Here is a 19,838-nt window from a genome sequence, read left to right on the forward strand (position 1 = left end):
GTGAGTGAGGCTTAGCGCTTGGCAGCTTCGCCAACCACCGCAGCTTCCTGTTTGTCGGCCATCAGCGAGGCGTAGTACTTCTCGCCCTTGGCGGCATCGTACATGCCTTCCCACCGCGCGATGACCAGGGCTGCCAGGGCGTTGCCCACAACGTTCAAGGCGGTACGGGCCATGTCCATGATGCGGTCGACACCGGCGATGAAGGCCAGCCCTTCGAGCGGAATGCCCACGCTGCCCAAGGTAGCCAGCAGGACCACGAAGGACACGCCCGGTACGCCCGCGATACCTTTGGAGGTGACCATCAGGGTCAGGACCAGCAACAGCTGTTGGCTCCACGACAGGTCGATACCGTACAGCTGGGCGATGAAGATGGCCGCGATGCTCTGGTACAGGGTCGAACCGTCGAGGTTGAAGGAGTAGCCGGTCGGTACCACGAACGAGCAGATCGACTTCGGCGCACCGTACTTCTCCATCTTCTCGATCACGCGCGGCAGCACGGTTTCCGAGCTGGAGGTGGAGTAGGCGAGGATCAGCTCATCTTTCATGATGCGCATGATCTTGATCACCGAGAAGCCGAACAGGCGGGCGACCAGGCCCAGCACCATGAAGGCGAAGAAGGCGATGGCGAAGTACACCAGCAGCACCAGCTTGGCCAGCGGCAGCAGCGAGCTGAAGCCGAAGTTGGCCACGGTCACCGCGATCAGGGCGAACACGCCGATCGGGGCGTAGTTCATGATCATGTGGGTGACCTTGAACATGGTCTCGGAAACCGCCTGGAAGGTGCGCACCAGCGGATCGCGCAGCTCTGCCTGCAGGCTCGACAGGCCCAGGCCGAACATCACCGAGAAGAAGATGATCGGCAGCATCTCGCCGCGCATCAGCGCTGCAAAGATATTCGACGGAATCAGGTTGAGCAGAGTCTCGATGAAAGCGTGCTCATGCTGTACTTCGGCGGCGGTCGCCTGGTACTTGGAAATGTCCACGGTACCCAGGGTGCTCATGTCGATGCCGGCACCAGGGTGGAACAGGTTCGCCAGCACCAGCCCCACGAGAATCGCGATGGTGGTTACCACTTCGAAGTAGATGATGGTCTTCAGGCCGATACTGCCGAGTTTTTTCGCGTCGCCAACCCCGGCGATGCCCACGATCAGCGACGAAATCACGATCGGGACGACGATCATCTTGATCAGGCGAATGAAGATGTCACCAGCGGGCTGGAGGACGTTGCTGATCCACCATGCCTTTTCTGCACTGAAATGATTCAGTAGCGCGCCGATTGCAACACCCAGGATCAGACCGATGACGATCTGCCAGGCGAGGCTGAGTTTTGCCTTCTTCATGTCTTTACCCTTTGTTCTAGTGGTCATGGGCACCCGGCGGAACGCTTGTAACGGAGCCATTGCCCTGTTGACGGGCAGCGGATGCGCATCCGACGAGTTCATGTAAGGACACGCAGGCGAACGAAGAACGCTCAGCCAGCGAAAAAGGCCGCAACTATTGCGATGGCAAAGGGGGAAATCTAATGCCGGAAACGCATGACCCATGCCGTTTACGCATATGATTTTTGACCCTTGAGAGGAGTTTGCAAGTGCTTGATTTATAACGTTCGGAATTCCGAACAAGACCAAACCGCCATAATTAGGCAGATTTGACAGGGTCTAAAGTGCGGTCGATATGGCCTGTTCGACTATCCGAATGGCGGAAATGTCGCTGAACGAAGGCCAGACAACGTGAGAAAAAAATGATGTACGGTCGAAACAAAATGTGTCTCGAAGGGCTGTTCGTGCAGGGAAGGGGTTGCATGGCTCCTCGGAAGCCAGGTCTGGCCAAGTACCCATGTGGCACCGCCGACCTGATGCTTCCGATTCCGCCTTCCTGACCCGGCCCATTGCTGGAGGCACTCCCTGTACCCCTAGGCCACTCCGATCCTGTAACAATCAGAACGGCCCGGCCCCCTGGTCATGTGCTGCCCCTCCTCGGGGCGGCGCATCTTGGAAGGCCGAACTATAGAAAGATTCGGCTTCCATTACGTGACAGTGCATGACCTTGTACCCGTACCGCAGCACTCTCAGTACCAGTTCGGGTCACGCTTGAGCTGCTCTTGCAGCATCGCCTTCATGCCGTCATCCGGCTTGCCCAGCCAGCGATACTGCGCGTGGCGGGTAGGCGACTTGTCCTTGGGCAGGCCTTCGGGCACTTCGACGAGCATCCCGTAGGCATCGTCCTTGTCCCAGCTGAACGCCACGATCAGGCGTTTGTAGGTGCAGTTATCCTGCCGTTCGCACAATGGACCGACCAGATACTTGTCGCCATCCTCGGTCACGGCCGACATCTGCTGCTGGGAACTGCCGGTCAGGTTGATCACCCAATCTGGCAGGCGTTCCTCGCCTTTGATTGCGTCCTGCCAGGTTTCCCGATACTCAGGGTCCGAGCCGAGCAACTGGTCGACCCGGAACTGGCCGTCATTGGCCGCCATTGCCGCCGCACTGCCGCCCAGCAAAAGGGCGGCAGCCAAGGCTGTCCTACGCTTCCTGCCCATCTTTAACCTCGTCCACGTCCAAAGAAGAAGGAGGCTACGAACAGCACCAGGAAGACAATGAACAGAATCTTCGCGATGCCCGTGGCAGCGCCTGCGATGCCACCGAAGCCCAGTACCGCAGCGACAATGGCGATGATGAGGAAAGTGATAGCCCAGCTCAGCATGATGGTTCTCCTTTCTTTTTCGAAATCGGCCCGTTCTCTGAGTCAGAAGACCCAGCGATCCTGCGGCACGACAGTTTCCACAGTGGCCGGTGAAGCCTTGGCCTGGCTGCCAGACACTGGGCCGGTGGCTTTGACCAAGGTATTGGCATGGGTCGCCTGAATCTGGGTCAACAGGGCGGTCTGCGCCGCCACTTGCTCGGCGAGGCGCGCGGTCTGCCAGCTGTAGTAGAAGAGGCCGGCAGCCAATGTCAGCAGCAGCGCCATGCCAAGTGTCAGCACCTGGGGCAGGGGCAATGCGGCGTTCTGCGAGCGGTTGACGGATTGACGGTTCATGCCGGCTCCTCCTGCTGTAATTTTTGTTCAAACCTGAACAGGTAATTGCAGCCTGCATGCCAGCTTTAGAATTTAAATTAATTCCTTTTAATTCAATGAGTTACTGGAGAACCCTCCGCCAGGCCAGCACGTATCCTGCACGATGCCATCCCTGGTGTCGTGCGAATTGCACGATCGCTCAGCCTTCTACCTTGGTGGCCACCTTGAGCAGGTCTGCGTCCACACCACGCACACCCACGATCTGCCGGGCTATCTCCACGGCAATGGTTTTCTGCTCGCTGCTGACCACCTCACCTGCCAGCCGCACCAGGCCCTCTTCACTGGCTACCTTGAGGTTCAGGCCGTCAAGGTTGCGGCTGAAACGGTAGCTGTTCTGGATCTTGTCGATGATCCAGCTGTCGCTCGGTTGCGGTCCGCTCGGCAGGCCCACGGGGGCTTCCGCGGCCTTGGCCATGGTCGCGGAATCAAGACTGACCAGGTTGTTGACCAGGTGCACACCATCGGTGGTACGCGCTACCACGCCGGCGAGTTCCTTGGCTTCGGCACTGTCGACCCTGCCCCGCAGGGTGACCACCCCCTCACTGCTTTGTACATCTATAGGAGCGTTCTCGGTGGTGCGGCTCCACAACAGCCGGGCACGGATCACCGCCGCCAGTGTGGCGTCCTCCAGACGCTGGGCGTAGGCACGCAATTCGAGCGGGCGCTCCACCAGCTGGGCGTTGACCCGCAGCTGGTTGTCCACCTTTTCGATACCACCCGTGGCCAGGGCGATATGCTCGGCCAGCTGACGTTCGACGTCGTTCTCCACTTCACCGGAAAGCCGCGCCTGCTTGCCATGCACCTCGACGTCAATACGGAACAGGTCGAGCATGCGGTTCAGCGACAGCGCCGTTTGCAGCGCGCCTTCGAGACGCGCGTCCTGTACAGGGTCGGCAAATACCGGGGTGAACGCTGGCAGCAAAACGGCTGCCAATACGGCGGTCCGCAGGTAAAAGGTCATGGCGGTGCCTCCTTTCTGTAGGCAAATACTGAAAATCATCGCAACCAATGTGCCATCCGCTACCTCTAAGCAAATCATCGGCATAGCGGGGCCTCTGGGCATTGATTGGCCATTGGCTAGCATGCAAAGGTCCGATTCCTTCAGAATTGACCATGCAACTTGCCCGATTTTTCCCACACTAATTTGAAGACCTAACCCTAAGGAGCGCAGGACATGGAATCAGCTCAGGACAATCAAGGCCGCATTCTGCTGGTGGATGACGAGTCGGCGATCCTGCGCACCTTCCGCTACTGCCTGGAGGACGAGGGCTATAGCGTGGCCACGGCCAACAGCGCAGCGCAGGCCGAAAACCTGCTGCAGCGTCAGGTATTCGACCTGTGCTTCCTCGATTTGCGCCTGGGCGAAGATAACGGCCTCGACGTGCTGGCCCAGATGCGTATCCAGGCCCCCTGGATGCGAGTGGTGATCGTGACGGCGCACTCGGCGATCGACACGGCAGTGGACGCGATCCAGGCCGGTGCCGCCGACTATCTGGTGAAGCCGTGCAGCCCCGACCAGTTGCGCCTGGCTACCGCCAAGCAGCTGGAAGTGCGCCAACTGTCGGCCCGCCTCGAGGCTCTTGAAGGCGAAGTACGCAAGCCCAAGGACGGCCTCGACTCGCACAGCCCGGCCATGATGGCAGTGCTGGAAACCGCCCGTCAGGTTGCCACCACCGACGCCAACATCCTCATTCTGGGGGAGTCCGGTACCGGTAAAGGCGAACTTGCCCGGGCCATCCATGGCTGGAGCAAGCGGGCACGCAAAGCCTGCGTGACCATCAACTGCCCGTCGCTGAATGCCGAATTGATGGAGAGCGAGCTGTTCGGTCACACTCGCGGCGCGTTCACCGGTGCCAGCGAGAGCACCCTCGGGCGGGTCAACCAGGCCGACGGCGGAACCTTGTTCCTTGACGAGATCGGCGATTTCCCCCTGACCTTGCAGCCAAAACTGCTGCGCTTCATTCAGGACAAGGAATACGAACGCGTCGGCGACCCGGTCACCCGCCGTGCCGATGTGCGTATCCTGGCCGCCACCAACCTCAATCTTGAAGAGATGGTGCGCGAAAGCCGCTTCCGCGAGGACTTGCTGTACCGCCTGAACGTCATCACCCTGCACCTGCCGCCGCTACGCGAGCGCAGTGAAGACATCCTGACTCTGGCCGACCGCTTCCTCGCCCGCTTCGTCAAGGAGTACTCCCGACCCGCCCGAGGATTCAGTGACGAAGCCCGGGCGGCGCTGCTCAACTATCGCTGGCCTGGCAACATTCGTGAACTGCGCAACGTGGTAGAGCGGGCCAGTATCATCTGCCCTCAGGAACGCGTGGAAGTCAGCCACCTGGGCATGGGCGAGCAGCCTGCAGGCAACACCCCACGGGTTGGCGCTGCCCTGAGCCTGGATGAGCTGGAGCGCGCCCACATCGGCGCAGTGCTGGCGGCCAGCGATACCCTGGACCAGGCAGCCAAGACCCTCGGGATCGATGCCTCCACCCTGTATCGCAAGCGCAAGCAGTACAACCTATGAAGTGGCCACCCATGAAGCTGCGCACGCGGCTTTTCCTCAGTATCTCGGCGCTGGTTACCGTGGCGCTGCTGGGCCTGCTGCTGGGGTTGGTCAGCGTACTGCAGATGGCTACGGTGCAACAGCAGCTGGTGCGCGACACGACCCATGTCCTGGAAGTCGGGCTGAAGCTGCGCCAGAACCTTGGTGAACAGCTGACCCTGATTCTTGACGAGGACACTACCCCAGAGAGCCTGCGGTTGCTGCAGGAGGACTTCCAGACCCTGCTCAACCAGGCCCTGGAGCAAGGCGGCGAGCGTACCAGCTTCAGCAAGGCCAGCAGCAATTACCAGGCCTTCCTCCAGGCCTACCGAGAAAGCACCGCGCCTGCCCGCAGCATGGGAGCGGAGCAACCGTTGGGTGCAGCCTTCAATCAGGTGCGCAGCGACCTGATCGACTCCCACAAACAGGCCTTGGAACATATCACCCGCAGCGAAGAACGCACCCGCGACCACGCCCTGCTGATCAGCGGCATGATGGGCATGATGGGTCTGGTCGTGCTGGCCCTCGGCTTCGTCACCGCGCATAACATCGCACGGCGCTTCGGCCAGCCGATCGAAGCCCTGGCCCAAGCAGCCGACCAGCTTGGCAAGGGCAATTTCGATGTGACCCTGCCGGTTACCCAGGCCGTCGAGCTGAAACAGCTGACCCGCAGCTTCGGCCTGATGGCCGAAGCCTTGCGCAAACACCAGGCTACCAATATCGATGAGCTGCTGGCCGGCCAGCAGCGCCTGCAGGCCGTTCTGGACAGCATCGACGATGGCCTGTTGATCATTGACCGCCAAGGCCGCCTGGAGCATCTCAACCCTGTGGCCCAGCGCCAGCTGGGCTGGGCCGACAGCCGGGTCGGAAGCAGCCTGGCAGACGCCTTGCAGCGCCCGGAACTTGAACAACAGCTACGCCAGGTGCTGCGCGGCGGCAACCTCGACCGTCCGCCAGATGACCTGAACATTGAGGTCGATGAAGAAACCCGCCTGCTCACCTACAGCCTGACCCCGGTCAGCCACCCGCAAGGGCCGATCCTTGGCGCGGTAATGGTTTTGCATGATGTCACCGAGCAGCGGGCCTTCGAGCGCGTACGCAGCGAGTTCGTACTGCGTGCCTCGCACGAGTTACGTACCCCGGTAACCGGCATGCACATGGCGTTCGGTCTGTTGCGCGAGCGCCTCAAGTTCCCGCCAGAGGCCCGCGAGCATGACTTGCTGGAAACCATTGGCGAGGAAATGCAGCGCCTGACCCAGTTGATAAATGACCTGCTCAATTTCAGCCGCTATCAGAGCGGGCTGCAAAAGCTCGAACTGGCCCCGTGCGCCATCGATGAGCTGCTTGAACGCGCCCAGCTGCGCTTTGCCGAGCAGGCTGCGCACAAGCAGGTCGAGCTGATCAGGGAGCTGGAACCGCCACTACCACGCATTCAGGCTGACGTCGCCCAGCTTGACCGGGTCCTGGACAACCTGCTGCACAATGCAATCCGCCATACCGCCAGTGGCGGGCGGATCCGCCTGCATGCGCGACGCCACGCGGAACGGGTGATCATCAGCGTCGAGGATAACGGCGAGGGCATTGCCTATGGCCAGCAAGGACGCATCTTCGAGCCCTTCGTTCAGGTAGGCCGCAAGAAAGGCGGCGCGGGGCTGGGGCTGGCATTGTGCAAGGAAATCGTACAACTGCATGGCGGGCGCATGGGTGTATTTTCCAGGCCGGGGCAGGGTACCCAGTTCTACATGGCGCTGCCGGTCTGATGCCCACGTGCCACCAACTCGGCGAACTGCCGCGCATTCAACGGCCGTGCGAACAGCCAGCCCTGGCCATAATGGACCCCTTCGCTGCTGAGCAGCACCGCCTGGTCTTCACATTCGATACCTTCGGCAATCACCCGCAGATGCAGGTCATGGGCCATGCGGATGATATGCGGGGCAACGCCGCTACTGGCAGCATCATGCCCCAGAGCATCGATGAACGCCTTGTCGATCTTCAGGCAGTCCACCGGCAGGGTCTGCAGGTAGGCCAGGCTGGAATAACCGGTGCCGAAATCGTCGATCAGTACCTGATGCCCCACCGCCCGTAGCGCCTGCAGGTTATCGCGCGCCACTACTACATCAATCAGGCCGCGCTCGGTCACCTCGAAAGCGATCTGGCTGGCAGCCACTTTGTGCAACGCCAACAGGCGTGCCGCCACCCGGCCAATCCGCGGCACCATCACATCGCAGGCCGCCAGGTTGACCGAAATGTACAAGTTGGGGTGCGAGCGCAGCAGTTGCCCTAGCTGCTCCAGCACGCGTTGCAGGACAAAGTCGGTGATCTGGCGAATCTGCCCGGTGTTCTCCGCCAGCGGAATGAACAGGTCCGGGCTGGTCAGCGTGCCGTCCGGGCGGCGCCAGCGCACCAGCGCCTCGGCTCCCACGCAGCGCCGGGTATCGAGCTCGAAGATCGGCTGGTAGAGCACCTGCAGCTCGCCACGGCGCAAGGCATTCTGCAGCTCCGAACTCATTGACCGTTTTTGCAGGATCAGTTGCAGCACCAGCCAGCCGATGCAGCAGGCTGCCAGCAGGCTGCCGGGAAACAGCAGCCAGAGCATGCCATTCATCTTCAACGGCAATTTTGCCCGTGGGGCGATCAGCACCAGTTGGTAATCTGGTGACTTGGTCGGCATGCGATAGATCAACCGGTCGCTGAGTTCCAGTAGGGACTTGTGGCTTGCCGACCAGGCCGAGGGTGGCGGCCACACCTGTGGCGGGCCCAATACCGGAATGGCCCGGGTGCCATTGTCCAGGACCACCACCAGGCTGCCACCCGGGGGCAGGTCGACCACATCGGTGAGGTGCCCGCGTGATGTGGACACCACGAACTTGCCTCGCCCCAGCATCAACGCGGCCAGGTTCTCGTTCGGCTCGGTCGTGGTGTTCAACCAATAACTGTAGGTCGGCCCCTGGATGTCGGGCGCGCGCAAGGGTTCGAAGGCCCGCTCGTCACCGCGGCTGGAACAGGCGATGTCGCCGTCCACGTATGCTGCTTCATAAATGAAGCGCGACCCCAGACTGACTTGCTGCAATGCCGTGAGCATCGCCGGGCTGCAACCGCGCACGGGCTGCGCCTGCAACAGGTCAACCCCTTCACGCAGCTGGCCGAACACCTGTTCGAGACGCTCGAGAAAGCGCTCGCCCTGGGCATTCATCTGTTCGCTCTCGCTTTGCTTCATCTGCTGCAAGGCAATGCCGATGCTGGCGGACAGCAACAGTGCGGCACTGGCCAATGCGGCCATTATGGCCAGCATCCAGGGATGGTGAAAAATTTGGCGCAGCAAGGCGATGAAGGCTGGCATCGAAGGCATCCAGTTGATTACTAAGGTATAGCAACTGGATCAGGATTCACCCTTGCCGTTTGGCGCCTGGACCAAACCCGTAAAGTCTCTCGCGCAACCTTAACGCATGTGGTTGAGCACCTGCAGCATCGCCGCCGTCTGGGCATCGGGCATGCCATCGAAACGCTGCGGGCGGAAACGCATCTGGAATGCGGCGATCACATGGCGGGTGGCAACGTCCAGCACCCCGGTCTGCTCGATCGCGTAGCCAAACCGCGCCAGTTCCTGCTGATACCAGCCGACGCTCGGTGGGTTGACGTTGAAATAGGCCTGCTGCCGCGCCACTGCATTGGCATCCGGCCAGATACCCAACCCGGCATCGGCCAGGCGTTTCCAGGGGAACAGCGGCCCCGGGTCCAGTTTGCGCAGCGGTGCGATGTCGCTGTGGCCAATGATGTGTCGTGGCTCGATGTTGTTACGTTTCACGATGTCCTTGAGCAGCGCGATCAATGACTGGATCTGCGCTTCGCTGTAGGGGTGCCAGACCCGGCCGTTCGGCGTATCGGTGAAACCCGGGTTGACGATTTCGATACCAATGGAAGACGAATTCAGCCAGGTGCGGCCCTGCCACTGGCTATCCCCTGCATGCCAGGCGCGCCGGCTTTCGTCCACTAACTGGTAAATCGTGCCCGGGCCGTCACCAATCAGGTAGTGGCTGCTGACGTCGCCATGGGTCAGTAAGGCCAGGGACCGCTCCAGCGAAGCATTGGTGTAGTGCAGGACAACAAACTGGATACGGTTGTCCTGATTGGCCGAAGGATGGCTACGATCGATGCGCAAGCCCGTCGAACAACCGGCAACAGACAACAGCAAGAAGGAAATCAGCGTTGTTTTAAGCGTGGAAAGCACGTCAGTGGCCTCAGCGAATGAGCGCTACAGTATAACGTGCTCGCCCGATACGGTGCGTGCCGCGATTCAGCAGCAGCCGACTAGGCCTGCTCGACGCGATTGCGCCCCAGGTCCTTGGCCCGGTACAGCGCCGCATCGGCGCGCTTGAGCACCTGGTCACCACGCTCCCCGGAACGGAACGCACTCAGACCGATCGACGTGGTGATTACCACCCGTTCGCCCTTGAAGTGGAACGGGCACGCCTCGACGGCAGCACGCAGTGCCTCGGCCACCTCGGTAGCCGCTGCCAGCGAGGTCTGCGGCAGCAACAGGACAAACTCCTCGCCACCAAACCGGGCGATGAAACCGCGACCACTCAGGCGCTTGCGCAACTGGTCGGCGACAATTTTCAAAACCTTGTCCCCTGCCAGGTGCCCGTAGCTGTCGTTGATGCGTTTGAAATGGTCGAGGTCAAGGATCGCCATCGTCAGGTGGCCACCTTTGTCCTGCCAATCGGTCATTTCGCGCTCGACCCGCTCGCTCCACGCCGCACGGTTGGGCAGGCCGGTAAGAGGGTCGAGCAACGCTTTCTGCCGTTGCTCTTCCAGGTGCTCGCGATAGCCGAGCGCCTCCTGCTCCATGTTCGCCACCCGCTCCGACAACCCTTGCAGGCGCCCTGCCAGTTCCTGCTCGCGGCGATCGCGCTCATGCTTGTGCTGGTCCATGGTTACCAGCAAGCCCTCCAGACGGTTGTCCAGGATGTGCTTGAGGCTGTCCACATCGACAGCACCTTGCACGCTGCTTTGCAGCCCGTCTACGTGCTCGCGCAGCTGGTTATCCAGTTCGCGGGCAGCAGAACTGTTGTCGGCATGGCCAACACTGGCCTCGTGCAGGTGGCTCTGGAAGCCTTCCAAACGCTCGTTGAGCTGCTGCAGGTAGGTTTCGAATTCGTGCTGGCCGCTGTCGGTGATCGCCAGCATGAGCACGGCCAGGTCGTCCAGCACCGGGATCAGTTCATACCAGTTCAAGCCACGGGCAACCCGTTCGCGCATCTGCAGCGCCTGGGCCTTGTGCCGCTCGGGCAGGCTGAGATCATCAAGCAGGCCGAGCAGGGTCTGTTCGATATGCGCAGCCACCTGGCTGTAGGGCGGCTCGACCGCGTCGGGCAGGGCATAGGTGCCGTCTTCACCAGGGGTTACCTCAGGTGTTTGTGGCGGTTCTGCTTGAACCAGCGACCCGCCACCGGAGGTTTCCGGTACAGGTACCTCGTGCGCAGCGTGCGGCGGCACCGGGGTTGACGACAGCTCGGCCGTTTCGATCAACTCAGGGCCAGGTACATCCAGCTCGGCCTCCGCCGACACGGGTACTTCGTCAACAGCGGCTGGAGGGGCTGGCAGCGGCTGCAACGCATCCACATCGTCGGCCTGCGCGGCTTCTAACGCCTGGGGCTGCGCGGTTACAGCAGGCAGCGCCACCGCTACCGGCGTCGGCGCGCCTGGGGTGCCTTCTTCACGGCCGCCGAACAGGCGCTGCAGCAACCCCGGCCGGGACTCGTCACCGGGCTTGCCCAGAGCGGACAGCGCACGGCCCTGCAGGCCGCTCAGTTCGCCCAGCAAAGGCGGCAGATCGCGTGACTGGGCAACGCCACCTTCGAGCTTCTTCGCCAGTTTCTTCAACGGCCTGGAGACATCGTTTGGCAAAGGCAGGCCTTGCAGCTGGCCAACCAGAGCAGTCAGCGCGTCACCGACCTGGTTCATGCGGGTTTCCCGGCGCTGCTCTGAATCCAGTACCGCTTTCTCCAGACGCGGAATCAGGCCGGCGAGGCCAGCGTCCATGTTGTCGCTGCGGATGACCTCGCGCATTTCCTTCATGCACTGGTCCACCACCTTGTCACTGCCCTCGGCCGCCAAGGTACTGCGGACCAGGCCGCGACGCAGCAAGTCGAGACGGGCCTCCCAGCGGCGCTCGAGCCTTTCCTGCTGCTCGATGCTTTTCAGGTATTTTTCTTTCCAGCGCTCAGCGTCTTCAGTCATGCCCGGGTCCGCAAACGGTGATGGCAATTTAGCTCGGGACCGGCAGCGTATCCACAGTCAATGCATCAGGCAATCGAATCTCGACGGCAACGGGAAGGTGATCTGAAATCGGCTGTGCCAGCACCTCGACACGCTCCAGCGTGAGGCTTGGGCTGAGCAGGATGTGGTCCAGACAGCGCTGTGGCCGCCAGCTCGGGAAGGTGGCCTCGACTTGCGGTGCAACCAGGCCCAGGTCGCGCAGCGGCGAATGCTCCAGCAGGTCGGTGGCATGGGTATTCATGTCGCCCATCAGGATCTGGTGGCGATAGCCGCCGATCAACTCGCGAATGTAGCCCAGCTGCAATGCGCGGGTCTTGGCGCCCAGGGCAAGATGCATCATCACCACGATGAGCGCGTCTTCACCCTCGCCAAAACGCACCAGGATCGCACCGCGCCCGGCCGGGCCAGGTAATGGATGATCCTCGAGCAGGTGGGGCTTCAGACGACTGAGCACGCCATTGCTGTGCTGGGCAAAACGCCCAAGGTTGCGGTTGAGTTGCTGATACCAGTAGGGGAAGGCGCCCAGGTGGGCAAGGTGCTCGACCTGGTTGACATAGCCCGAACGCAAGCTGCCACCATCGGCCTCCTGCAACGCCACCAGGTCGAAGTCGCCCAGCAGCTTGCCGATCTTCTGCAAGTTGCCGGCACGGCTTTGGTGCGGCAGCAGGTGCTGCCAGCTGCGGGTCAGGTAATGCCGATAGCGCTCGGTGCTGATGCCCACCTGGATGTTGAAACTGAGTAGCCGCAAGCGTCCATCTTCCGGCAGGCCAGGGGCGTGCAAGTGATGTTCGTTGACCTGCGGCTGGTGCAGGCCAATGCCACGCGTGGACCTGAAGCGGGGCATGGTTACGCCGCCTACTTGGCGGCGCGCTCCTTGGCGATCAACTGGTCGGCAACGTTCAGTACGCCTTCCGGCCCGCCGGCGGTACCCAGGTCAAAGCGGTACTTGCCGTTGACCACCATGCTCGGTACGCCGGTGATTTCGTACTTCTTGGCCAATTCCTTGGCCTGGTTGACCTGGCCCTTGATGGCAAACGAGTTGAAGGTAGCGAGGAACTTGTCCTTGTCCACGCCTTGGGTGGCGAGGAAGTCGGCCATATCCTGCGGATCGGTCAGGCGCTTGCGCTGGTTCTGGATAGCGTCGAACACTGCGGCGTGCACCTTGTGCTCGACGCCCATGGCTTCGAGGGTCAGGAACATCTGGCCGTGGGCATCCCATGCGCCACCGAACATGGCGGGTACGCGCTTGAAGTTGACATCCTTGGGCAGTTTTTCAGCCCAGGGGTTGATGGTCGGTTCGAAGTGGTAGCAGTGTGGGCAGCCGTACCAGAACAACTCGACCACTTCGATCTTGCCAGGCACGGAAACCGGAACCGGGTTGCTCAGCTCGATGTATTCCTTGCCAGCGACAGGCTCTGCGGCCTGGACGGCAGTCATACCGAATACGCTGGCGGCGACCAGCGCAGCGCTGAGAATCAGTTTACGCATGCTTTACTCCTGAGCAGTCATGGGTCGCCACGACGCGACCTGCAATGAGACAGGCCGGGAAGGGCTCGAGTTCTGTAGTGTAACGGCTGCGGACAGAAAAAAGGGCGGTCCGGCCGCCCTTTCATCATTGGTAGACAACATTAACTGAAAGTTAATGCAGGCCCTGGATGTAGCTGGCCAACGCCTCGATGTCGTGGTTGCTCAGCTTGCTGGCGATGGTGCGCATGGTCATGGCATCGCCATCATTAGTGCGGTTGCCTTCGCGGAAATCAGTGAGCTGCTTGGTCACATATTGCGCGTGTTGGCCGCCCAGGTGCGGGAAGCCGGCCAGGGCGATGCCTGCGCCGTTTGGCGAGTGGCAGCCGGTGCAGGCAGGCATGCCTTTCTCCAGGTCGCCGCCGTTGAACAGCGCACGGCCACGTTCGACCAACTTGGGATCAGCGGCGCCCACGCTGCCTTTCTGGCTGGAGAAGTACGCGGCGATGTCGGCCAGGTCCTGGTCATTGAAGTTGGCCAGCATGCCGGTCATTTCCAGCACGGTGCGCTTGCCCGACTTGATATCGTGCAGCTGCTTTTCGAGGTAGCGCTGGCCCTGGCCGGCCAGTTTCGGGAAGTTCGGTGCCAGGCTGTTGCCGTCGGGGTTGTGGCAGGCGCCACAGACGGCGGTCTTGGCCTGGCCGGCGGCGGCATCGCCTTTGATGGGTTGCGCAGCAGTGGCCGCACCTGCGACACCCAGGGTCAACAGCAGACTCACGACTAGTTTGTTCATCAGCTAATCCAACACGGCTAAGGGTGAAATGTTATGTATCGGGACTGCCGCTCATCCAAAGGATGACCAAACGGTAGTCCTCGGCACTGCAGTCCATGCACAATCCACGCGGCGGCATAGCCTTGAAACCCTGGGTCACGTGCGTCACCAGTACATCCATGCCTTGCGCCAGTCTTGGCTCCCATGCTGCCCGGTCACCCTGCCTGGGTGCCTGTGGCAACTGCCCGGCGTGACAGGCCGCACAAGTGCGGTTGTACAACACCTCGGGATCCTGTGTAGCCTGTGCGCTGAAAAACGGCAGGAACATACCGACAGCAAGCAGCCATTTCGCCATGCGGAACGACCTTCAGGGTTGGGGGCCGCGCTGCGTTCTGTTGCGCGAGCTATTGTTCGACACCCCATGCCCGTTCCCCTTCGTTGGGAGAATGAGCACACAAAAACTGGGGCATTATATACTTCCGCCATCCAAACGGAAACGACACCGCTTGCCCGGCTCGGGCCTACAGAGTCAGGCAACACCCACATCGGATATCCCATGCAAGTCAAGAACCCCATCCTCGGCCTCTGCCAGAAAGCCAAATTCGCCCTCAGCGCCGCCAAGGTCGAACAATGCCCGGACGACCAGGGTTACGAGGTGGCTTTCGCCGGCCGCTCAAACGCCGGCAAGTCCAGCGCCCTCAACACCCTGACTCATGCCAGCCTGGCGCGTACGTCGAAAACCCCCGGGCGCACCCAGCTGTTGAATTTCTTCAGTCTGGACGATGAACGGCGTTTGGTCGACCTGCCCGGCTACGGTTATGCAAAAGTACCGATTCCGCTGAAGCAACACTGGCAGAAACACCTGGAAGCCTACCTGGGCAGCCGTGAATGCCTGCGTGGCGTCATCCTGATGATGGACGTACGCCATCCAATGACCGACTTCGACAAGATGATGCTCGACTGGGCCAAGGCCAGCAGCATGCCGATGCACATCTTGCTGACCAAGGCCGACAAGCTGACCCACGGGGCGGGCAAGAACACCCTGCTCAAGGTGCAGTCGGAAATTCGCAAGGGCTGGGGCGATGGCGTGACCATCCAGCTGTTCTCGGCACCCAAGCGGCTGGGCGTGGAAGACGCCTATCGGGTGCTCGCAGACTGGATGGAACTGGAGGACAGGCCAGTGGCCTGAAGCCCTGCTCGTCTTCTGTAGGGGCAGCCTGTCGCGACACAAGGCCGCTCCTGCACCAGACCATGCCAAGAAATTGCGGGCAAAAAAAACCCCGGACTTCATATGGGGAGGGGGGAAGTTCGGGGTCCAAGTCCGGACCGCTAGGGCGGGGTCCAGATATCTGCCAACACTTAACACAACATAGGAGCATCGAAGGGCTTCACCAGCCATTCAGTTACTCTGAGTCCCGCTTCACCGGTTTAGTTCCGAAGCTTTGGAAACTATTTGCGATAGTTTCATGAAGCTTCAGCATCAACGGCACTGAGCGGCACCAGAACCCGCGCCACTCCAGGCGCAGGTTCTACCCAGCTTCGCCCGCGCGATCAGTGAGCTTCGTCCCAATTCGCGCCAACGCCTGCCTCGACCAGCAACGGCACATCCAGCTGCGCCGCCTGGCTCATGTGCTGGCGAATTTCATCTTTCACCTGGTCTACCAGGTCCTCGCGCACCTCCAGCACCAGTTCGTCGTGAACCTGAAGGATCACCCGGGCATCCAGCCCGCTTTGGCTCAGCCAGTTATCCACGTTGACCATGGCCCGCTTGATGATGTCCGCCGCAGTGCCCTGCATTGGCGCGTTGATCGCGGTTCGCTCGGCACCTTTGCGCAAGGCAGGGTTCTTGGCATTGATATCCGGCAGGTACAGGCGTCGGCCAAACAGGGTTTCGACGAAGCCTTGCTCGGCGGCCTGGGCGCGGGTGCGCTCCATGTAGGCCAGCACGCCCGGGTAGCGAGCGAAATAGCGGTCGATGTAATCCTGCGACTGCTTGCGGTCTACGCCGATCTGCTTGGCCAGGCCAAACGCGCTCATGCCATAGATCAGGCCGAAATTGATGGCCTTGGCGCTGCGACGCTGGTCGGTGGTGACATCTGCCAGAGCGACGCCGAACACTTCCGCCGCCGTGGCCCGGTGCACGTCCAGGCCATTGCGGAAGGCATGTAGCAAGCCTTCGTCCTTGGCCAGGTGGGCCATGATGCGCAGCTCGATCTGCGAATAGTCGGCGGCTAGCAGCTTGTAGCCCGGGCTGGCAACGAAGGCCTGGCGGATACGCCGCCCTTCGGCGGTCCGGATCGGGATATTCTGCAGGTTCGGGTCACTCGAGGACAGCCGGCCGGTAGCCGCCACCGCCTGCTGGTAGGAGGTATGGATACGCCCGGTACGCGGGTTGATCTGTCCTGGCAGTTTGTCCGTATAGGTACTTTTGAGCTTGCTCAGGCTGCGGTACTGCATCAGTACCTCGGGCAACGGGTAGCCTTGCTCGGCCAGTTCGTCGAGCACCGCTTCCGCGGTGGACGGCTGGCCCTTGGTGGTCTTGCTCAGCACCGGCATGCCCAGCTTGTCGTAGAGGATCGCGCCCAGTTGCTTGGGCGAGCCGAGGTTGAATTCCTCACCGGCCAGCTCATAGGCGCGCTGCTCCAGTTCGGCCATCTTCACCCCCAGTTCACCACTTTGCACCCGCAGCAGCGCAGCATCGACCAGCGCACCCTGGCGCTCGATCCGGGCCAGTACCGGCACCAGCGGCATCTCGATGTCCATCAATACCGGTTGTACGCTCGGCGTCTGCGCCAGGCGCGCCTGCAGCGCGTGGTGCAGGCGCAGGGTGATGTCGGCGTCCTCCGCGGCATAGGGGCCGGCCTTGTCCAGGTGGATCTGGTTGAAGGTCAGCTGCTTGGCACCTTTGCCAGCGATGTCCTCGAAGGCGATGGTGGTGTGGTCCAGGTACTTCTGCGCCAGGCTATCCATGTCATGACGGGTGGCCGTGGAGTTCAGTACATACGACTCGAGCATGGTGTCGTAGGCCACACCGCGCATCTCGATGGCCGGCGAGCCGTTGGCGAGGATGTTGATATCGTACTTGGCATTCTGCCCGACCTTGGCCTTGGCCGGGTCTTCGAGCAACGGTTTGAGTGCCAGCAGCACGGTCTCGCGGTCCAGCTGCACCGGTGCACCTTCGTAATCATGGGCCAGCGGTACATAGGCCGCTTCATGCGGCTCGACGGCGAACGACAGGCCAACCAGTTGCGCCTGCTGGGCATCCAGGCTGGTGGTCTCGGTGTCAAAGGCGAACAGCGGTGCCTGGCGCAGCTTCTCCAGCCAGTATTCGAAACGGGCCGGGTCGAGGATGGTTTCGTACCTGGCCTCGACCTTGGCCACCGGTTCGGCGGTCGATGCGATATCGTCACCGGCCTCGGCCGCGTCGCGCTGCACTTCGGCAATCCAGCTCTTGAACTCCATTTCGGTGTACAGCGCCAGCAGCGCTTCGCGGTCAGGCTCGCCGCATACCAGGGCATCGACTTCGATATCCAGCGGTACGTCGACCTTGATGGTGGCCAGTTCATACGACAGGAACGCTGCGTCGCGGTGCTCCTCAAGCTTGGCCGGCAGGGTCTTGGCGCCGCGAATGGCCAGTGTCGGTACCTTGTCCAGGTTGGCATAAAGGTCACTGAGGCCACCGCCGATGCCGGTCAGCAGGCCGACAGCGGTTTTTTCGCCCACGCCCGGTACGCCGGGAATGTTATCGACCTTGTCACCCATCAGGGCCAGGAAATCGATGATGTGTTCCGGGCCGACGCCAAATTTCTCGTGTACGCCAGCGACATCCAGCACGCTTCCGGTCATGGTGTTGACCAGGGTAATGTGCCCGTCCACCAACTGCGCCATGTCCTTGTCACCGGTCGAGATGATCACCGGGCGCCCGAGGGCCGCACTGCTGCGTGCCAGAGTGCCGATCACGTCGTCGGCTTCGACACCCTCGACGCACAGCAACGGGTAGCCCAGCGCCTTGACACTGGCGTGCAACGGCTCGATCTGCAAGCGCAGGTCGTCCGGCATGCTCGGGCGGTTGGCCTTGTACTCGGCGAACATGGCGTCGCGGAAGGTGCCGCCCTTGGCGTCGAATACCACCGCGAACGGGCTGTCGGGGTATTGCTTGCGCAGGCTCTTGAGCATGTTCAGCACTCCTTTCACCGCGCCGGTGGGCATGCCCTTGGAGGTGGTCAACGGCGGCAGCGCATGGAAGGCGCGGTAAAGGTAGGAGGAACCGTCCACCAGGACGAGGGGCGCTTGGCTCATGAGCAGAATCAACCTTTTCGACGGGTCCGGCGCTAGAATAGCCAGAATCATTGACGACAAAGGGACAAGGTTATCATGCGTACACTCAATCGCCTGTTACTGCTCGGTCTGTTGGCAACCATGCCTGTCGTCACCCTGGCGGCGGAAGACGCCCCCTCGGCCGATCCCGAGGTGACCATTCGCACGGAAGGCGACAAAACCATCCAGGAGTACCGGCAGAACGGGTTCCTGTATGCGATCAAGATCACGCCGAAAAACGGCAAGCCTTATTTCCTGGTACGCGCCGATGGCTCTGATGGCAATTTCATTCGATCCGACCAGCCGGACATGCTGATCCCGTCCTGGAAGATCTTCGAGTGGTAATCTGACGCGCACCGTTCACATCAACCTGGCACTTCCCGGCGGAAGTGCCCGTATGGGCAACTTTTCATCATGTCAGTCTTCACCCCCGTGACCCGGCCTGAGCTGGAAACCTTTCTGGCGCCGTACGAGCTGGGCCGTCTGCTCGACTTCCAGGGCATCGCCGCCGGCACCGAGAACAGCAACTTCTTCGTCAGCCTCGAACAGGGGGAGTTCGTCCTGACACTGATCGAGCGCGGGCCCAGCGAGGACATGCCGTTCTTCATCGAGCTGCTCGATACCCTGCACGCCGCCGACATGCCAGTGCCCTATGCGATACGGGACCGCCATGGCAACGGCCTGCGTGAGCTGTGTGGCAAGCCGGCACTGCTGCAGCCACGGTTGTCGGGCAAGCACATCAAGGCACCGAACGCCCAGCATTGCGCCCAGGTAGGCGAATTGCTGGCGCATATCCACCTGGCTACCAGGAAGCACATCATCGAGCGCCGTACCGACCGCGGCCTGGACTGGATGCTGGCTTCGGGTGCCGAACTGCTGCCGCGCCTGACCGCCGAGCAAGCCGCGTTGCTGCAGCCGGCACTGGATGAAATCCGCGCACACAAGACGCAGATTCTGGCTCTGCCACGCGCCAACCTGCACGCCGACCTGTTCCGCGACAACGTGATGTTCGAAGGCACCCACCTGACCGGTGTGATCGACTTCTACAATGCCTGTTCCGGGCCGATGCTGTATGACATCGCCATCACCGTGAACGACTGGTGCCTGGATGAGCACGGCGCCGTGAATGTACCGCGCGCCCAGGCGCTGCTGGCCGCGTACGCGGCGTTGCGGCCGTTTACCGCTGCCGAGGCTGAGCTGTGGCCGGAAATGTTGCGGGTAGGGTGCGTGCGCTTCTGGCTGTCGCGCCTGATCGCCGCCGAGTCGTTTGCCGGCATGGATGTGATGATCCACGACCCGAGCGAGTTCGAAGTGCGCCTGGCGCAGCGCCAGCACGTGACCTTGCACCTGCCATTTGCCCTCTAGACCACGCCGGCTTCTTCGCGGGTATGC

18 protein-coding genes are annotated in these 19,838 nt (G+C 61.6%); 5 read left to right on the forward strand and 13 right to left on the reverse strand.

Annotated features, from left to right (window positions below; genetic code table 11):
• Positions 1 to 11: 11 nt before the first annotated feature.
• The 5 genes from gltP to B4L76_RS21180 all read right to left on the reverse strand — a co-directional run bounded on the left by gltP (position 12) and on the right by B4L76_RS21180 (position 4,036).
• The gene (gene gltP / locus B4L76_RS21160) at positions 12 to 1,340 is read right to left on the reverse strand and encodes a glutamate/aspartate:proton symporter GltP (RefSeq protein ID WP_296235085.1); all 1,329 of its coding nucleotides are present in this window, start codon (positions 1,338 to 1,340) and stop codon (positions 12 to 14) included.
• A 728-nt stretch (positions 1,341 to 2,068) separates the two neighbouring features.
• A complete protein-coding gene (locus B4L76_RS21165) occupies positions 2,069 to 2,539 on the reverse strand; it encodes an inhibitor of vertebrate lysozyme family protein (RefSeq protein WP_296235086.1) in 471 nt (156 codons plus the stop codon).
• Between the two features lie 2 nt (positions 2,540 to 2,541).
• Positions 2,542 to 2,703 (reverse strand): DUF1328 domain-containing protein, encoded by a 162-nt coding sequence (locus B4L76_RS21170; protein ID WP_003252966.1) that lies wholly within the window; start codon positions 2,701 to 2,703, stop codon positions 2,542 to 2,544.
• A gap of 42 nt (positions 2,704 to 2,745) precedes the next feature.
• A complete protein-coding gene (locus B4L76_RS21175; protein WP_296235087.1) occupies positions 2,746 to 3,036 on the reverse strand; it encodes a hypothetical protein in 291 nt (96 codons plus the stop codon).
• Between the two features lie 178 nt (positions 3,037 to 3,214).
• Positions 3,215 to 4,036: a BON domain-containing protein gene (locus B4L76_RS21180; protein ID WP_296235088.1), complete on the reverse strand. Its 822-nt coding sequence runs from the start codon at positions 4,034 to 4,036 to the stop codon at positions 3,215 to 3,217.
• Between the two features lie 213 nt (positions 4,037 to 4,249).
• On the opposite strand from B4L76_RS21180, the gene algB reads away from it, so the two are divergent.
• Together algB and B4L76_RS21190 are read left to right on the forward strand one after the other, a co-directional pair.
• Positions 4,250 to 5,596 (forward strand): sigma-54-dependent response regulator transcription factor AlgB, encoded by a 1,347-nt coding sequence (gene algB, locus B4L76_RS21185; protein WP_296235089.1) that lies wholly within the window; start codon positions 4,250 to 4,252, stop codon positions 5,594 to 5,596.
• Complete coding sequence (locus tag B4L76_RS21190; RefSeq protein WP_296235090.1) at positions 5,593 to 7,374, forward strand: KinB sensor domain-containing domain; 1,782 nt, start codon at positions 5,593 to 5,595, stop codon at positions 7,372 to 7,374. The genes algB and B4L76_RS21190 overlap by 4 nt, the downstream gene beginning before the upstream one ends.
• Here B4L76_RS21190 and B4L76_RS21195 read toward each other — a convergent pair.
• From B4L76_RS21195 to B4L76_RS21225, 7 genes are all read right to left on the reverse strand, one after another.
• The gene (locus tag B4L76_RS21195; RefSeq protein WP_296235091.1) at positions 7,353 to 8,954 is read right to left on the reverse strand and encodes an EAL domain-containing protein; all 1,602 of its coding nucleotides are present in this window, start codon (positions 8,952 to 8,954) and stop codon (positions 7,353 to 7,355) included. The genes B4L76_RS21190 and B4L76_RS21195 overlap by 22 nt on opposite strands.
• A gap of 99 nt (positions 8,955 to 9,053) precedes the next feature.
• Positions 9,054 to 9,842, reverse strand: coding sequence for an N-acetylmuramoyl-L-alanine amidase (locus B4L76_RS21200; RefSeq protein ID WP_296235092.1), 789 nt, complete (start codon positions 9,840 to 9,842; stop codon positions 9,054 to 9,056).
• An 80-nt stretch (positions 9,843 to 9,922) separates the two neighbouring features.
• Entirely contained in the window at positions 9,923 to 11,854 is a 1,932-nt protein-coding gene (locus B4L76_RS21205) for a GGDEF domain-containing protein (RefSeq protein ID WP_296235093.1), read from the reverse strand.
• Positions 11,855 to 11,882: 28 nt separating this feature from the next.
• The gene (locus B4L76_RS21210) at positions 11,883 to 12,737 is read right to left on the reverse strand and encodes an endonuclease/exonuclease/phosphatase family protein (protein ID WP_296235094.1); all 855 of its coding nucleotides are present in this window, start codon (positions 12,735 to 12,737) and stop codon (positions 11,883 to 11,885) included.
• Between the two features lie 11 nt (positions 12,738 to 12,748).
• Positions 12,749 to 13,381 carry a thiol:disulfide interchange protein DsbA gene (gene dsbA / locus B4L76_RS21215; protein ID WP_296235095.1) on the reverse strand — a complete coding sequence of 211 codons (633 nt, stop codon included), beginning with the start codon at positions 13,379 to 13,381 and terminating at the stop codon, positions 12,749 to 12,751.
• A gap of 151 nt (positions 13,382 to 13,532) precedes the next feature.
• Positions 13,533 to 14,150, reverse strand: coding sequence for a c-type cytochrome (locus B4L76_RS21220; RefSeq protein ID WP_296235096.1), 618 nt, complete (start codon positions 14,148 to 14,150; stop codon positions 13,533 to 13,535).
• A gap of 31 nt (positions 14,151 to 14,181) precedes the next feature.
• Entirely contained in the window at positions 14,182 to 14,484 is a 303-nt protein-coding gene (locus B4L76_RS21225) for a c-type cytochrome (RefSeq protein WP_225779895.1), read from the reverse strand.
• Between the two features lie 201 nt (positions 14,485 to 14,685).
• Here B4L76_RS21225 and yihA point away from each other — a divergent pair, with 201 nt between their 5' ends.
• Positions 14,686 to 15,318, forward strand: a complete 633-nt coding sequence (gene yihA, locus B4L76_RS21230; RefSeq protein ID WP_114167647.1) for a ribosome biogenesis GTP-binding protein YihA/YsxC — start codon at positions 14,686 to 14,688, stop codon at positions 15,316 to 15,318.
• Positions 15,319 to 15,680: 362 nt separating this feature from the next.
• Here yihA and polA read toward each other — a convergent pair whose 3' ends face one another.
• Positions 15,681 to 18,428, reverse strand: a complete 2,748-nt coding sequence (polA, locus tag B4L76_RS21235) for a DNA polymerase I (protein WP_296235097.1) — start codon at positions 18,426 to 18,428, stop codon at positions 15,681 to 15,683.
• A gap of 75 nt (positions 18,429 to 18,503) precedes the next feature.
• On the opposite strand from polA, the gene B4L76_RS21240 reads away from it, so the two are divergent.
• Together B4L76_RS21240 and B4L76_RS21245 are read left to right on the forward strand one after the other, a co-directional pair.
• Positions 18,504 to 18,791 (forward strand): DUF2782 domain-containing protein, encoded by a 288-nt coding sequence (locus tag B4L76_RS21240; RefSeq protein WP_015268476.1) that lies wholly within the window; start codon positions 18,504 to 18,506, stop codon positions 18,789 to 18,791.
• 69 nt (positions 18,792 to 18,860) lie between these two features.
• Entirely contained in the window at positions 18,861 to 19,811 is a 951-nt protein-coding gene (locus B4L76_RS21245) for a homoserine kinase (protein ID WP_296235098.1), read from the forward strand.
• Positions 19,812 to 19,838: the final 27 nt, after the last annotated feature.

Source organism: Pseudomonas sp. UBA4617, from assembly GCF_002386445.1.
In the GTDB taxonomy this organism is placed as follows: domain Bacteria; phylum Pseudomonadota; class Gammaproteobacteria; order Pseudomonadales; family Pseudomonadaceae; genus Aquipseudomonas.

Bases quoted from the DNA above. Each gene is read 5' to 3' on its own strand.
- gltP (WP_296235085.1), bottom strand. From the start codon at position 1,340: ATGAAGAAGGCAAAACTCAGCCTCGCCTGGCAGATCGTCATCGGTCTG.
- algB (WP_296235089.1), top strand. From the start codon at position 4,250: ATGGAATCAGCTCAGGACAATCAAGGCCGCATTCTGCTGGTGGATGAC.
- B4L76_RS21170 (WP_003252966.1), bottom strand. From the start codon at position 2,703: ATGCTGAGCTGGGCTATCACTTTCCTCATCATCGCCATTGTCGCTGCG.
- B4L76_RS21205 (WP_296235093.1), bottom strand. From the start codon at position 11,854: ATGACTGAAGACGCTGAGCGCTGGAAAGAAAAATACCTGAAAAGCATC.
- B4L76_RS21245 (WP_296235098.1), top strand. From the start codon at position 18,861: ATGTCAGTCTTCACCCCCGTGACCCGGCCTGAGCTGGAAACCTTTCTG.
- yihA (WP_114167647.1), top strand. From the start codon at position 14,686: ATGCAAGTCAAGAACCCCATCCTCGGCCTCTGCCAGAAAGCCAAATTC.
- B4L76_RS21210 (WP_296235094.1), bottom strand. From the start codon at position 12,737: ATGCCCCGCTTCAGGTCCACGCGTGGCATTGGCCTGCACCAGCCGCAG.
- B4L76_RS21180 (WP_296235088.1), bottom strand. From the start codon at position 4,036: ATGACCTTTTACCTGCGGACCGCCGTATTGGCAGCCGTTTTGCTGCCA.
- B4L76_RS21165 (WP_296235086.1), bottom strand. From the start codon at position 2,539: ATGGGCAGGAAGCGTAGGACAGCCTTGGCTGCCGCCCTTTTGCTGGGC.
- B4L76_RS21190 (WP_296235090.1), top strand. From the start codon at position 5,593: ATGAAGTGGCCACCCATGAAGCTGCGCACGCGGCTTTTCCTCAGTATC.
- B4L76_RS21175 (WP_296235087.1), bottom strand. From the start codon at position 3,036: ATGAACCGTCAATCCGTCAACCGCTCGCAGAACGCCGCATTGCCCCTG.
- B4L76_RS21225 (WP_225779895.1), bottom strand. From the start codon at position 14,484: ATGGCGAAATGGCTGCTTGCTGTCGGTATGTTCCTGCCGTTTTTCAGC.
- dsbA (WP_296235095.1), bottom strand. From the start codon at position 13,381: ATGCGTAAACTGATTCTCAGCGCTGCGCTGGTCGCCGCCAGCGTATTC.
- B4L76_RS21220 (WP_296235096.1), bottom strand. From the start codon at position 14,150: ATGAACAAACTAGTCGTGAGTCTGCTGTTGACCCTGGGTGTCGCAGGT.
- B4L76_RS21240 (WP_015268476.1), top strand. From the start codon at position 18,504: ATGCGTACACTCAATCGCCTGTTACTGCTCGGTCTGTTGGCAACCATG.
- polA (WP_296235097.1), bottom strand. From the start codon at position 18,428: ATGAGCCAAGCGCCCCTCGTCCTGGTGGACGGTTCCTCCTACCTTTAC.
- B4L76_RS21195 (WP_296235091.1), bottom strand. From the start codon at position 8,954: ATGCCAGCCTTCATCGCCTTGCTGCGCCAAATTTTTCACCATCCCTGG.